Source organism: Citrobacter sp. wls615, assembly GCF_005281355.1.
GTDB classification, from domain to species: Bacteria; Pseudomonadota; Gammaproteobacteria; order Enterobacterales; family Enterobacteriaceae; genus Citrobacter; species Citrobacter werkmanii.
In genome coordinates, this window is record NZ_SZXM01000081.1 from 1 (window position 1) to 14,703 (window position 14,703).

General features: G+C 44.1%; 12 protein-coding genes and 3 pseudogenes. 6 read left to right on the forward strand and 9 right to left on the reverse strand.

Translation table 11 applies throughout. The annotated features are described in order from the left end of the window. Positions 1 to 353: MFS transporter (locus tag FDX04_RS19705; protein ID WP_137371369.1), on the reverse strand; the 353-nt coding region annotated here is incomplete at its 3' end. A 371-nt stretch (positions 354 to 724) separates the two neighbouring features. Between FDX04_RS19705 and garD the strand changes: the two genes are divergently transcribed. Continuing rightward, positions 725 to 2,296, forward strand: a complete 1,572-nt coding sequence (garD, locus tag FDX04_RS19710; protein ID WP_137371370.1) for a galactarate dehydratase — start codon at positions 725 to 727, stop codon at positions 2,294 to 2,296. Positions 2,297 to 2,462: 166 nt separating this feature from the next. Here garD and tnpA read toward each other — a convergent pair. Together tnpA and FDX04_RS19720 are read right to left on the reverse strand one after the other, a co-directional pair. Continuing rightward, positions 2,463 to 2,719, reverse strand: a pseudogene (gene tnpA, locus FDX04_RS19715) (IS200/IS605 family transposase); the annotation flags it as partial. 457 nt (positions 2,720 to 3,176) lie between these two features. After that, positions 3,177 to 4,337: a sugar diacid recognition domain-containing protein gene (locus FDX04_RS19720; RefSeq protein WP_137371371.1), complete on the reverse strand. Its 1,161-nt coding sequence runs from the start codon at positions 4,335 to 4,337 to the stop codon at positions 3,177 to 3,179. A gap of 875 nt (positions 4,338 to 5,212) precedes the next feature. On the opposite strand from FDX04_RS19720, the gene FDX04_RS19725 reads away from it, so the two are divergent. Further along, on the forward strand, positions 5,213 to 5,989 hold the full coding sequence (locus tag FDX04_RS19725; RefSeq protein ID WP_137371372.1) for a threonine/serine exporter ThrE family protein: 777 nt from the start codon (positions 5,213 to 5,215) through the stop codon (positions 5,987 to 5,989). Beyond that, positions 5,980 to 6,453, forward strand: a complete 474-nt coding sequence (locus tag FDX04_RS19730) for a threonine/serine exporter (RefSeq protein ID WP_137371373.1) — start codon at positions 5,980 to 5,982, stop codon at positions 6,451 to 6,453. Before FDX04_RS19725 ends, FDX04_RS19730 begins: the two co-directional genes overlap by 10 nt. 105 nt (positions 6,454 to 6,558) lie before the next feature. Here FDX04_RS19730 and FDX04_RS19735 read toward each other — a convergent pair whose 3' ends face one another. Then, a complete protein-coding gene (locus FDX04_RS19735; protein ID WP_137371374.1) occupies positions 6,559 to 6,894 on the reverse strand; it encodes a hypothetical protein in 336 nt (111 codons plus the stop codon). Positions 6,895 to 7,277: 383 nt separating this feature from the next. Here FDX04_RS19735 and FDX04_RS19740 point away from each other — a divergent pair, with 383 nt between their 5' ends. Next, positions 7,278 to 8,021 carry an SDR family oxidoreductase gene (locus tag FDX04_RS19740; RefSeq protein ID WP_137371375.1) on the forward strand — a complete coding sequence of 248 codons (744 nt, stop codon included), beginning with the start codon at positions 7,278 to 7,280 and terminating at the stop codon, positions 8,019 to 8,021. A gap of 293 nt (positions 8,022 to 8,314) precedes the next feature. Here the strand turns inward: FDX04_RS19740 and FDX04_RS19745 are convergent. The 4 genes and pseudogenes from FDX04_RS19745 to FDX04_RS19765 all read right to left on the reverse strand — a co-directional run. Further along, positions 8,315 to 8,485: pseudogene (locus FDX04_RS19745) on the reverse strand (autotransporter outer membrane beta-barrel domain-containing protein); the annotation flags it as partial. A 231-nt stretch (positions 8,486 to 8,716) separates the two neighbouring features. Further along, the gene (locus FDX04_RS24700) at positions 8,717 to 8,881 is read right to left on the reverse strand and encodes an autotransporter outer membrane beta-barrel domain-containing protein (RefSeq protein WP_137371377.1); all 165 of its coding nucleotides are present in this window, start codon (positions 8,879 to 8,881) and stop codon (positions 8,717 to 8,719) included. A 21-nt stretch (positions 8,882 to 8,902) separates the two neighbouring features. Continuing rightward, positions 8,903 to 9,028, reverse strand: coding sequence for an autotransporter outer membrane beta-barrel domain-containing protein (locus FDX04_RS24705; protein ID WP_137371382.1), 126 nt, complete (start codon positions 9,026 to 9,028; stop codon positions 8,903 to 8,905). Positions 9,029 to 10,867: 1,839 nt separating this feature from the next. Next, positions 10,868 to 12,043 carry a cation:proton antiporter gene (locus tag FDX04_RS19765; RefSeq protein ID WP_137371378.1) on the reverse strand — a complete coding sequence of 392 codons (1,176 nt, stop codon included), beginning with the start codon at positions 12,041 to 12,043 and terminating at the stop codon, positions 10,868 to 10,870. On the opposite strand from FDX04_RS19765, the pseudogene FDX04_RS19770 reads away from it, so the two are divergent. Both FDX04_RS19770 and FDX04_RS19775 read left to right on the forward strand, forming a co-directional pair. Continuing rightward, positions 12,015 to 13,142 (forward strand): annotated as a pseudogene (locus tag FDX04_RS19770) (ABC transporter permease subunit); the annotation flags it as partial. The gene FDX04_RS19765 and the pseudogene FDX04_RS19770 sit on opposite strands and share 29 nt — an antisense overlap. Positions 13,143 to 13,311: 169 nt before the next feature. Continuing rightward, entirely contained in the window at positions 13,312 to 13,542 is a 231-nt protein-coding gene (locus FDX04_RS19775) for a hypothetical protein (RefSeq protein WP_101739906.1), read from the forward strand. Positions 13,543 to 14,126: 584 nt separating this feature from the next. Here the strand turns inward: FDX04_RS19775 and FDX04_RS19780 are convergent. Next, complete coding sequence (locus FDX04_RS19780; RefSeq protein ID WP_137371380.1) at positions 14,127 to 14,609, reverse strand: Fur family transcriptional regulator; 483 nt, start codon at positions 14,607 to 14,609, stop codon at positions 14,127 to 14,129. Positions 14,610 to 14,703: the final 94 nt, after the last annotated feature.

Here is a 14,703-nt window from a genome sequence, read left to right on the forward strand (position 1 = left end):
CGCATGATGAACATTGAAATACCCGCCCAAGCCAGCGGGAACATGTCGACAAAACCCTGCAGAAAAGTAAACAGCGACCAGAAGAACAGACTGTAAGTGTAGACTTTCTTCGAACCGAACTTATCCAGCAGCCAGCCGCCAGGGATTTGCATCAGGAGGTACGCCCAACCGAAAGCAGAAAAAATATAACCCATAGATACGGCTGAAAGACCCAGCTCTTTTGCCACCTCGGTGCCTGCAATAGAAAGTGTTGCGCGGTCCGCGTAGTTAACAGCTGTAACAATAAAAATAATTAATAGTATCAAATAACGGGTTGGCACCCCTTTCTTTGAAGTAATGGCGTTATCCATCATTATTTTTTCCTCTAATTTTCCTGAGAATATGGTCGGGTATTAATGCAATTAAAGCAGCCAGTGCTTTTCTTTGTACGCCAGAAATAGCTTTTTAAAATCAAAGGCAATTATTATTCAATTTCATTGTATTCCAGAAGGACAATGTGCGCACCGTGCAAAAGCACAACATTTAAATATTAAAATATATACAAACTGTGCATGCGTACCACAGAGGGCGAGCAAGCACACAGATCTGTTAATTATGTACTTTCTAAAAGGCTCAGCGGCATATAGGGTGATTTAGATCACATTAATACTTATAAACCACTGCCACACTTTTAATGAAAGCAAAATAATCACATTTAATTTTTCAGGTTGGAGAATACTGGACAATGACCAACATCGAAATCAGACAAGAATCGCCGAGCCCATTTTATATAAAAGTCCACGAGACAGATAATGTGGCGATCATTGTTAATGACAATGGTTTGAAAGCCGGGACGCGATTCCCGGATGGGCTTGAGCTGATTGAACATATTCCACAGGGACATAAAGTCGCGCTGGTGGATATTCCGGTTCATGGCGAAATCGTACGTTACGGCGAAGTGATCGGCTACGCCATGCGTGATATTCCGCGCGGAAGCTGGATTGATGAATCCATGGTTGAACTGCCAAAAGCCCCGCCATTGAACACCCTACCGTTGGCTACCAAAGTACCGGAAGCACTGCCGCCGCTGGAAGGCTACACATTTGAAGGATATCGCAACGCCGATGGCAGCGTGGGCACCAAAAATCTGCTCGGCATTTCCACCAGCGTACACTGCGTGGCGGGCGTGGTGGATTACGTCGTCAAAATCATTGAACGCGATCTGCTACCTAAATACCCAAACGTCGATGGTGTGGTCGGACTTAACCACCTGTACGGTTGTGGCGTGGCAATTAACGCTCCGGCAGCCGTGGTGCCGATTCGTACCATCCATAACATCTCGCTGAACCCAAACTTTGGTGGCGAAGTGATGGTCATTGGTCTGGGCTGTGAAAAACTGCAGCCGGAACGTTTACTGGAAGGTACTGACGATGTGCAAAGTATTCCGGTAGACAGCGCCAGCATCGTCAGCCTTCAAGATGAGAAGCATGTGGGCTTCCGTTCCATGGTGGATGATATCCTGCAGGTCGCTGAGCGCCATCTGGCTAAGCTGAATCTGCGCCAGCGCGAAACCTGTCCGGCCTCTGAACTGGTCGTCGGCATGCAATGCGGCGGCAGTGATGCATTTTCTGGCGTAACGGCGAACCCGGCGGTGGGCTATGCCTCTGACCTGCTGGTACGCTGCGGCGCCACTGTGATGTTCTCAGAAGTTACCGAAGTGCGTGATGCGATCCATCTGCTGACACCGCGCACCATAAACGAAGAGGTTGGTAAGCGTCTGCTGGAAGAGATGGCATGGTACGACAACTATCTCGATATGGGGAAAACTGATCGCAGCGCTAACCCCTCACCGGGTAACAAAAAAGGTGGTCTGGCGAATGTGGTGGAAAAAGCGCTGGGCTCAATTGCGAAATCCGGTAAAAGCGCTATTGTCGAAGTGCTCTCTCCGGGCCAGCGTCCGACCAAACGCGGCCTGATTTACGCCGCAACACCCGCCAGCGATTTTGTCTGCGGTACACAGCAGGTAGCGTCCGGTATCACCGTCCAGGTGTTCACCACTGGTCGCGGCACCCCCTATGGCCTGATAGCCGTGCCAGTAATTAAGATGGCGACCCGTACCGAGCTGGCAAACCGCTGGTACGACTTAATGGATATCAATGCGGGTACCATCGCCACGGGCGAAGAAACGATTGAGGAAGTCGGTCAGAAGCTGTTCGAGTTTATTCTCGATGTCGCCAGCGGCCGTAAGAAAACGTACTCCGATCAATGGGGACTGCACAATCAACTGGCGGTGTTCAATCCGGCACCGGTGACTTGAACAATATTTTTGAGAAACCATCAGCCAGGTTTCAATAACTTTTATTATTAGTAAGAGCCACCTTCTTAGAAGGTGGCTTTTAATAATGCCCCCTGTAAGGGGAGCTATTGTCACTTTCCGCTTACTACGTTAGTAATTCCATCCGCTGCTCACGTATTTGTTCCATTTACTCCTGATGCCTCACATATCGTCTGATTATTACCTCGTTCACCCCGACAGCATATACAAGGTAGCCACGTGACCAAAAGTGGTGTTGCACCATAACATCTTTCTTATGTGTGGGAATCGATTGTAGAGCCTGATGGCGCTGCAGTCTTTCAGATACCGCATCAGAGTAGATATCGATATTTTTAGTGGCATTATTACTACAAGATGTACATGATCTGGCTGAAATTTTAGCGCCAGAGCCTCGCAATCCTTTATTCCGACTTGTGGTGGTAAGCAGAGATATTCCAGCATAGGTATGCTTCAGGTTATAGCCTTAAATAAAAAATCACCATCTCCCTAGGGAGATGGTGATTTTTTATTTAGAGTTGTTGCTAATACAAGCACCAGTTTGGAGCTATCATATAAAAATATATTAATCCTCTTACTATAACTTTTGCAGTTTATCTTACTTGGATATTTAACTACACAAGGATAATATATATAGTAAAATAGCCAATAAGAAGATTTATTCAATCCACTTTTAGAACGTTATACCTAAGTCAGATCCCATACTGGAAATATATTTCACTTACAATTTGCCTGGGAGTAACATCACCCTTTTACATTCACGCCCTTATAAATAAACAATATCAGACTAAACAATATAAGAAACCACAATGATATTCAACGTAATATGATACTGAAAAACCAATCTATAAAGATAATATAAAATTCATTGTGTATCATCAAGTTGCGTTGCGATATACAGCATTACTCTATTTTCAAATTTATCAAGATCTAGCTCAGTTAAATCAGCTATCTTTTTTAATCGATATTCAAGAGTATTTCTATGAATAAATAATGCTTTTGATACCCGTTGAGGTTGAAGATCATAGCGGAACCATGCGGTCAGAGTTTTTAAAAGCAACCCGTTTTTATCTTCTAACTTCAATCGGTTAACCGGAGATAAAATCTCACTGGCCTGCCAGCTATCTTTCAGGCTATTGAGTAGAACAGGCAACATTAACTGCTGGTAAGAATAGCAACGCGCCTTTGGCATACGCTGCTTCCCTACAAACATTGAAGCCTTTGCCGTTCGCCAGGAACGGGCAATACCGCCTTCCCCCGGGAAATACTTCCCCTGAGAAACACGAAATACTAAAGAGTTATTTTCATTTGTGCGAGATATCAGTTTATCTATATGGTTAAGATGTTCTTTCTCATCCAAAACATTATTATTCAACGCAGGTAATAATATAGCCATGCTTACTGGTGATATAATAGCAATCAGATTATTTTCATCTTGTCCCACCAGAATCTTTTGTAAACTCTGAAGTACAGATATTATTTCAGTCGAATCAGACTGTCCATTTCTGAGATCTCCTTCAATAAGGATCGCAACTCTGGGCAAATGGATATTAACCCGAAGCTTCTGAGCCCAGACATGATGTGTCGGTGAATATGATTCAGATTTAATAATGCTCATCACAAACTCTTCACGCAAACGATTATCATGAGTTAAAAAAGATATAAGACGAGCCTGCTCTAGCATCATTTCAGCCGCCATGCAGACTAACTCTCCAAACTTTATTAATAAATCAGGATCACCAGTAAGACCAATTACACCGACAACCTCACCATTCAGGTGTAAAGGGAGATTAATACCTTGATAGACACCAAATAAACGCCGAGCTACGGAATCATCAATATTTAGCACTCGGTTTTGAGACAAAACCAGAAGCGCACCCTCATGGATTTTTCCAATTCTCTCAGCGTCTCCGCTACCAACAATTCGCCCGTGGGCATCCATGATATTTATATTTATATCAATGATATCCATTGCCCGGTCAACAATATCTTGTGCTATTTTTGATTCCAGATGCCAGCTAGTCATAAAAACTCCAGTTAGCAAAAGTTCATGATAAAAAAATCTATCTCTAATAGCATTAGCATAACGCACAAAGAATTATAACGAATATAGTGATCATTGACAACATGCCGGTGGTCATGGGTACTATTACCAGACGAAGGATTGTTGTTTTACTGGTAAAAGTATGGACTTAATCACAGTAATTTATTTAGGGAAAGCTCTGCTCGCCACAAAAAATTGGATTAACTTTTTATCATATTGATATGTAGCGTGTTGTAGAAATGTTCTGTCGGATTGCAAAATGAACTTTTTTTATGTTTTACACTCGAGGCGCTGGGAATATTCTCATAAAAAATCCATTTCTAACCCTTCTCACGATATGGATTTTCCCTTTTCACATTACTTATTAATCAATTAATAACAGAATAATCAACAAAAGTTAAATATACATGAGAGAGTAATGAAGCAGAACATAAGCATAAACCCCCCCCATCTAATACCTCTGTGATGGGGGGCGAATACACCATTTGATGTAAAAGGAATGCATGCTGCTTTTCAGCAGCTTTAATATAATCATAAAAAAGAAGGATTAAAAGAACCATACTCCACCTCGTCATCATTTTTACACATACGCCTAAAAACCATAGTGGTTTATTGTTACATTTCCCAATTTAATCATATGTAACAGAAAACAGAGGTGATACCATATACTACACTTTATATTAATGTTATACAGTTATCACTTTTCTGTAGCAGAGTGATATTGTATGTCAGTAGTTAATATCAACCCTATGCTCTACATATAGGTGCAATCAAAATAACTAACAATGAAGACGGGATACAAAGAGGTCTATCGTCATCATGTTCTACACAACACGTCTTTTCAGCCTGGGCGAGTCATGCAAGCAGAGCAGTCATTACAACGAACAGTTACACGGTTGTGCATTCAGTGCGGGCTTTTTCTATTGCAACACGGAGCGGAGAGCGCACTGGTAGATGAGCTCTCGAGCCGCCTTGGGCTGGCATTAGGGATGGACAGCGTGGAAATCGCTATCTCCTCTAATGCTATTATTCTGACTACTATAAAAGACGGGCAATGCCTGACCTCTACGCGTAAAAATCAGGACCGCGGTATTAACATGCACGTGGTCACCGAAGTTCAGCACATTGTCATCCTTGCAGAACACAAATTGCTAGATTACAAAGGCGTCGAAAAACGTTTTAGTCAGGTAAAACCACTCCGCTACCCTCCCGGGTTAGTAGCATGGATGGTTGGTCTTTCCTGCGCCTGTTTTTGCAAGCTGAACAACGGTGGGTGGGATGGTGCAGTGATTACCTTATTTGCCAGCATGGTGGCGATGTATATTCGTCAGAGCCTGGCACAGCGCCATTTGCATCCGCAGATCAACTTTTGCGTTACCGCATTTGTCGCGACCACGATTTCCGGACTCTTGCTGTATCTGCCAATCTTTGGCCAGACGCCAACAGTAGCCATGGCTGCAAGCGTATTGCTCCTGGTTCCCGGCTTTCCACTGATCAACTCCGTGGCGGATATGTTTAAAGGCCACATCAATACGGGTCTGGCTCGCTGGGCTATAGCCAGCCTGTTGACGCTCGCAACCTGCGTGGGGGTAGTCATGGCACTGACACTTTGGGGGCTTCGCGGATGGGTATAATCGACTTCATTCTCACGCTGATGCAGGATATGCTGCTTTCCGCGATCCCCGCAATGGGGTTCGCAATGGTCTTTAACGTCCCGCACCGCGTCCTGCCTTGGTGTGCGCTGCTTGGCGCACTCGGTCACGGTTCGCGCATGGCAATGATGATCGCCGGGGTTAATATTGAATGGGGAACCTTTATCGCCTCATTGCTCGTCGGTAGCATCGGCATTCAATGGTCTCGCTGGTATCTGGCGCATCCAAAAGTATTTACTGTTGCGGCGGTGATCCCGATGTTCCCGGGAATTTCAGCCTATACGGCGATGCTCTCTGCAGTGAAAATCAGCCACTTTGGCTATAGCGAACCATTGATGATTACGCTACTGACCAATTTCCTGAAAAGCTCGTCGATTGTGGGCGCACTTTCTATCGGACTCTCCGTGCCTGGCTTGTGGCTCTACCGAAAACATCCACGCGTTTAATATCAGTGACATGCAAATCCCTGCCGATGAGGTCTCGGTCATTATAAATAACACTCCCATCATCCAGAATTACATCCAAAAATATTTTTCATTCAAGAATGCACCTTATATACAGCCTGCGCAACTTGTACATCGCCAATCTGCAGCATTAAGAGCTTGATAAAAAAATCTGAAAAAAGGTTCTTCTATGGGCACTGAGTTATCTTCGAAACAATCTGCAAGCCATTCAATATTCGCCAGAATCCAGTCATCCTCATCTAATCCTTCTAAAAACAATTCGTCATCAGGGTCAATAATTGAGTAAATGGCCAATGTCCCCATATGACAATCTCTCCTTTTCTCAGGGAGGATAAACGGGTTATTTCTGAAACTGATAATCCAATGCCCATGGCATAATAGATTGCCATTCCTGCTCCATTTAGCGACAAAAGGGTTTTTCATTTACAAACCACTTTAAGGTTAATACTATTAATCAACAAACTCACCCACATATCACATATATCTCAATACAATAGCATCAGTTTACTCTCTAAATAGAAATTTAACCAGCCATTATTGCCCCCTAAATATGTGTTTACAGGAATGATATCCCAACGGATATCATCTGTGCTTTCGCCAATATGTTAACAATGATATTTGTGCAAAGACACATTTACTTTACCACCAAAGAATGCGATATATTTGACAATATAAAATAAAAACCACTTTTCTTTAATCACTTATTATAGTTTAAATTAGTCTGTCGCTATAAAACTCTGAATACACAAATAAGCACTTTGTTATTCGTCAAAAACGATATTATTCTTACATAAGCGGAGTCAGTTATGAGTAAAGTTGCTTTGGTTACTGGAGGTAGCAGAGGTATTGGTTTTGCTGCAGCAAAGGCGTTATATGACATCGGATATACTGTTATTGTTGCTGCCCGTAATGAAGAAAGCTTGCAACAATGTGTACAAGGTTTTTCACCGGAAAGATTTATCCCTATGGTGGCAGATGTCACTAAGGAAGTGGCAACACAGTCATTATTTCGTGCTATCAGAACACGCTTTGGTAGACTGGATCTTTTGTTTAATAATGCGGGTAATAATAGTCCGGCACAAACAATAGAAGAAATTTCATTCGATGAATGGTTGCGAGTGTTCAGTGCAAATGTACACTCCACTTTCTTGTGTGCGAAGGAGGCTATTAAAATCATGAAAGACCAAACGCCAATGGGAGGACGTATCATCAATAATGCTTCTGTTTCTGCTTTAACACCTCGACTCTATACTGCACCATATACAGCATCTAAACATGCTGTGACTGGTTTAACTAAGGCTATCTCACTTGATTGTAGAAGATTTAATATTTCTTGCGGCCAAATAAATATCGGCAACGCTGAAACGGCACTATCTGGCAGAATGAGAAAGGGCGTTTATCAGGCTGATGGTTCTGTAAGCGCAGAAGATATGATGAGCGTAAATGACGTGGCTACTGCTATACAGATGATGGCACAGCTACCAGTTACGACAAACGTTTTGGAAATTACTATCATTGCAAACAATATGCCATTTGTTGGGCGAGGGTAATAGAATTCGGAATCATATAGGATTATGACAAGTGAGCAATAAAATCCTTAAAACTCGGAACCATATTTTTTATATATCCAGTAACTGCTGAAAATTTTGAAGATAAAAAACGAAAATATATGTTGATAAAACGTATGTATGTTCTGAAATTATCAGTAGCGTTCAGTCTCTATCCTGACACAGTGTTGTCAAACCAGTTATAGAGCATTCAGCCATCGACGTATGCACCGGTTTTGTCATTCGCATACCTTGGTGTCATCCCGAGCCGCGCTGTAGCCGCCAATTTCCCCGCATTAAGCGTATGCGGTCAGGCCGGGGTGGCTGCGGCTCTTACTGTTGGCGTAACCGATCATCAAACCCTGGAGCCAGCAATCCAGACCATCGGTACCCCATTGTGCGATATCGCCGCCCAGTTGCATCACAAAACGGTTGCTCCGTGTGCTAATTTCCCCGATACTTTCTTTAAAACGCTTATGTTCGCTCGATGTAGCTCATCCACAATCTGATGACCTTCTGCTCGCCGGCCAACGTCTCGGAGTATTGGATTTCTCCCTGACGATCGTGAAAGCAGATGGCGTACAACGTATTGGCGGCAAGGATGTTCGTTTGATAGCAGTCGGTTTCCGGGCGATACTGCTGTTAATCCGCAGACGGTATAACAGGCCTATTCGGATCTGTTTGAGACTGCATACTGGTCAGGTACCAGTTGCTGTCTTTTGTATAACATTATAGCCATATTCTCCCACCACAATGCGCCCTGATTTATCGAAGGTACCATCAGAATTACTATTTACTGTTACAACCTCTCTCCCCTCCACTGTGGAGGCACCGGAGCCGCCCAGGTTGTTATCTGTAACCATGTATGTCCGGATGTGTTGCAATTAACAGTAAGACGTTCTGTCGCCTGAGTTATCATCATGTAACTCAGTATTCAGAATGAGAATACCGTATGCTCCAGTATAGTTTCCATTTATCGTCAGCGTTTTTAGATGCTCCGTTTTCCTGATGAATCAAGTCGTCCGGCATTATTAATACTTCCCTTAATAGTGCTATCACCCAGAATTGAAGCTAAATCCGATATAAATACCAGTAGCTTATTCCCCTTCTCCGATTACTGTCCCAGATGTGGTAATGTTGGCATTAGAACCAAAATTTTAAATAATACCAGCAACGGGTCTAACAGATGCTTGTAAAGCATTAGATATGAACCATGTATTAATGTTAACGCATCGCATAGTACTGAATCCTCCTCCAGAATTATATATAACTGCTCCCCCTAGCAAGTTTGTTCGGCACTCACACCCGTGGAGAAAACATACGTATCATCAACATATACCTCCCAAGTTTTATCTTCACAACTACCAGCATTCACCTGACTTGTTAAATACAAATAAATATAGCCCATAGTGTTAAGAGTTGTATCAATATTTTACTGCCCAGAATTTATGTTGATATCCTCAATAGTTAGAATTAGTCCCTTCGATATTTTCTCGCGACCTTCAAATGAAAGTGCGCGATAAATTATTTTACGAGTATGGTGCAAATTGGTGCTCGGATTCTGTACGACTTTATAAGTGAATGATTAATATCGGCCACTTACTACACTACAGTAAAAAAGGATATGTATTAATATTGATGTGGCATATATAATCACTTTCATCGACACCTCCAGAAAGTTGGGAAAAACACCAATAAATTAATTTAATTTCTGGGTATTTGTACAAAAATGATAGCATAATGGAATATCACTCTTTTAATGTTCATTTTTACGATTATATTTATATTGCTGGCTGGTTCCATGCCGGAACATCATTTCACTGTTAATGTTGAGTGATTCAGTTGCTGCAGCAACTACAGGCTATGACCGGAAGGTGGTTGTGGGGACAACATCTTCTTCGGCACCAAGTGTTATAAGGGTTTACTCAGACATGCTGTTTTCTGTTGTTGAAGGGGGAGGGAGTTTCCTTCGCGCCAGTACCGGTGCTACTTCAACAGCAGATTATCGTTTATCCCATGCTCACGTGTGTGGTGCGCTACAGAGATCTCTGGTCGATATAAGAATTGAACCATTCTAATTTTGATCTTAACAGGATAATTAGGGCTTTTTTACACACAGGGGTTAATGATTTCATGGATAGCGTCCGCCATATTTAGTGTCCACTATCCTCTCAGGAATTTCCAGATGGTACTGGAATTATGCTTACGTTACTTATCAGATCCCGGAGAAATCAGTGTCGCTGAGAAAAATAGACATTAACGACAGACGCACGTTTACGAAACCGAAATGGGCTGAATTAAACAATGCTGCAACAGAGGCAGAAATCAGTGGTAAGTATTATCTTGCCCAGGTACTCTGGAAACAGGCTTTCTGGGCGGCGACTTCTGGGATAAACCGTAAATATGCCTATGCAAAATCCGCCGTATGTCTGAAACAGATAAGTGATATAAAGCGTAGCAAAAATCGAGGACGAACTACATAGTATCAGATATTCTGCTAACCGGTTTCAGAATGATTACCGTATTAATAGCCGGAAATCAAACAATATAACTTTCTGTGTCAGATTTTTAATTCATCACCTGTTCTGTTCATCTGTAAGCAATGAGATGGTCTTCCCCCTCCTTCACGGCATCTCTCAATACCGTCATGATAGTGGTGGATTTAATCAACATTGAAAGGGTGAGAAACCATGTCAAGGCTGAACATTATTTGAATTTATCTCGCGAAAACAAATTTTTATCTTTTCAGCATTTCATCGGAAGGCAAGCCTAGTGGAAGAGTTAAGCTCTCTCGTGAAAAGTTGATTGACTGGTTTGCGACACAGTCCAGGATGATTTTCGCCATGGGGTCAGTCCAAATGCCCACCGAGAATGCGGGCTTCTTCCATGTCCAACCATAACACTTGCTCACGAGCTAATGTATCAGAAATACGGTGTTGCTTAGCCAGATGGTAAACCGCTTGGCGCGAGGCTACAACAGCCTTAAGACGCATGTTGCGGGAAATCTCCTGTTCACGCGCCAATGCCTCTGATGACTTTTCCTGTTCATCTTTACCTGACTGCCGTAGCAATGAAATCGACAGGCGATCGGCCATATTTGTGTACAACGTGATGTCGTCCGGATGCTCCGCGGCTAACTCCTGGCACGTTGTTGCTATACTTTTCAACGCCGCATTCAATATTGCATCCTGAACAATCGTACGTTCTCTCAATACCTGGTCATTAGCAGGATGGTGCTCTTTTTTCAGGAGAAGAGGCAACCCCACGCTTGCAATCACCAGGGAAAACAACAGCACAATTGCGGCCAGGCAAATAGCAAGCTCGCGGGCAGGAAATGGCGAACCATCAGACATCGCCAGTGGCAGTGTCATAACACCAGCCAGTGTGACAGCCCCACGAACGCCTGCGACAGATATAGCAAGCATGATCCTTTTACTGATTTTTGTGCGTTGCTTGCCACGGCGCCTGGCAAAAAACTCCCCCAGCTTCAAAGAGACAACAACCCAGAGCAGTCGGGTCAGCACGAGCCCCAGACAAATCAGTGCACCATAAATCGGCAACCAGTACAACTCACGCCCGCCACTTTCATCGGCAGCCAGTTTTAGCCCCTTCAACAGTACAGGCAGTTGTTCTCCGAGCAGAACGAACATCATTCCGTTCAATGTGAACCGCACCATCGTCCATACCGCCTGACGCTCAACCCGGGTCGTTGCCTGCAAACGTCCCGACATTTCGACATAGCTCATGCAAATACCTGCGGCGACTGCAGCAAGAATTCCTGATACCTGCATATATTCAGCTACGGAATATACAAGAAACGGTACTATGAGACTCAACAACACATCATTACCTGGTGCCACACCAAATTTGCGCCGGATAATCCCATTGCCATACATCAATATCGCAGTTAATCCTGCACCAATTGTAATACCCGCTAACGACAGCCACAGGAATGACAGGGTCGCTTGAGACAATGAAAAGGAGCCCGTCACAGCAGCCGCAACATTCAGCGAAAACTGGGTCATTACCTGGACCGTTGCAGGGATAGTGCGCTGGCATATTATTTGTGCGGTGCTCAAGCGAACCCTCTCCACGATAATGCCGTTATTCGGTCTTATTCTGGTGTCATTGACGGGAAGTGCAGTAGCCGTCGAGAAAGTGTTTGCCATCCCGGGGCTGGGCAGAGCAACGCTCGGTGCCGTTGTCGCACAGGATCTTCCTGCGTTGCAGACCGGTATTCTATTCCTGCTGATTATCGCATTTATGTTTGGCATTCTGGCCGCGGGGATCAGATACCTTATTCTTGGCAGCGCATTACGTTCGTCATCTCTGCCGGTAACCACTGAGCCGGACGACAGTAACAGAAAACTGTTGATTGTATTACCGGTGATCTGTGGCGTCGCACTGACTCTCCTTCTGCTGGCCGGATTACCACGTGACCCGTACACGTCTGAGTTTCTGCGCCTGGCACCGCCTTCTCTGGCACTGCCCTTCGGTGCAGACGCCATGGGGCGTGATTTACTGGCGAGAGTAGCGCACGGTACGGTGCACACCTGCTTTCTGGCACTGATGGTCTCGATGATTTGTTTGGTTCTGGGATTAGTGATTGGCCTTTTCCCCCGGGTATTCGTGGGGCCAACCGAGATGGCGAATGCCTTACCCCCGGTTATTGCGGGGTTACTGGTCGTTTCGGTGAGCGGCCCCGGCAGTTCAGGTGCTGCCATTGCAATAGCGGCTGTCGGCTGGGCTCCTCTGGCGACACACACTGCCGCACTGGCAACAGAGATACGTGCCAGAGCTTATATCAGTATGCTGCCCGTTCTGGGTGCGGGCTGGCTACGCCAGAATCTGTTCTATGTTTTTCCTGCACTCATTGGCCCTCTTTTCCGTCATGCCATGCTGCGATTGCCTGGAATCGCGCTGGCATTAGCGTCACTGGGATTTCTGGGGCTGGGGGCATCACCACCTGAGCCGGAATGGGGCAGAGTTCTCGCGGAAGGCATGCCCTATCTTGAACGCGCGTACTGGGTCGTACTAGCTCCGGCGAGTGCCCTGGCGCTTTTATCCGTGATGGGGGTGAGTCTGGCAGGCCTGACCAGTAAGAAGCATTCAAGGATACAATGAGTTATCGTCGGTACTCGTTTCACGTTGAGGCACGGCAAGTATGGTATCCTCAACTCTCCCCTTAAATGGAGGGGCCTGTGCCTTTATGACATAATTTCGCACCATTATACTGGCGCAGTATCCCTGGCAGGGATAAAGTAGACTTCTGAGGTTATTTGAGGGGATAAAAATGAAAGTACTGAGTATCGTTGGCGCGACGCTGTTAGTGACGTCTTTTCATGCCGCGGCATTTGTTTCAACATCACCAGTGCCTGTCGGGCAACAAATAAACACCACGAGTGCCGTGAACAACGGGCATGCAATACCGTCGGAAGCGATAAATGCCGATGCGACACAAATCATACCGATAGCTGGCTGTAATTGCGCATTTTGTACCTCACTACGCAGCGTTAACCTCTAATCTCCTTTCAGACTTGCGCGAACGAGTGATAAGCTCAGGTCTGAAGTCAGAGGACTGAGTCGTTACACATCACATGATGTTGTGTTTGTAATGGGCGCCTGACAAAGACATGCTGATTCCGCCACAATGGGGGGCTAGTTAGGGTAGAATATGTGTTAGTCACGGGAATGAATTTGTTGGTGTTGTTTCCGATGAGCTCAAACAGTTTTGACATGCACAATTATTATCTACCAGCCACACGAAAGTTAATTTTTTTCATAAATTGTTGATGGTTACCCTGATGTTTTATTTCTGGCCAGGCAGGCTAATTAACCTAAAGTGACGGGTTACCCGGGGTTGTGAGATAAAGCTGAGAGAGTAGTGTTGTTTCCATAAATTTCCCCGCATCAATCTACTGATTAGCTTAACTGTTTGTTGTTATTCCATAATGTGCTGATTTTAAGTGGAAGCATACCAAGCTCAGTATGAATGAAGATATTCGTATACCCGTTACTGCTACGACGAAATTCCAGAATCAAACAAGACTACATTACTGAACAATGCTCTAAATTTTCAGCCAAGAGCACAGCTTGCGGATAGCTGGTTTAAATCTTTCCTCTACATTCAGGGCAAATAACTTTAACTTCAATATCTTTTTTTTGTACAGCACAACCATAATCTATTGCCTTTTCCTCAATGTAAGTATGGATGAGTTTGTCAGTATGTTGAATTATTATTCCGCAATTTGAGCAAATCAAAAAAATGGTCACAACATCAGATGATAAATTATTTTTTTTAATGAATTTACTACAGTATTCTATTTTTACGATAACCCCTGCCTGTTGCAAATAATCCAGAGAACGATAAACCGTAGCCGGTTTTGCATTCGGATTATATTTCTTCATTAATTCCAGAATCTGGTATGCGCTAATGCCTTTTTCTTTAGCATGACTGACAAAATTATAAACTCTCTCCCGGAGCGGTGTGATTCGTACCTTCTTACTCGCCATCAGCTCTCTCAGCCCGGAACAATCCGCAGACGATAATGTAGTATTCCTTGTACTTAGAGAAGATGGACTATTACTCATTGAGCCTCCTGTAATTTTCAAGCGATGTTTTCTTTTCTTGTCCTGAAACGATGGAAATCTACTGATGTTGTGATCGTGCCATGTAAGTAAAGAA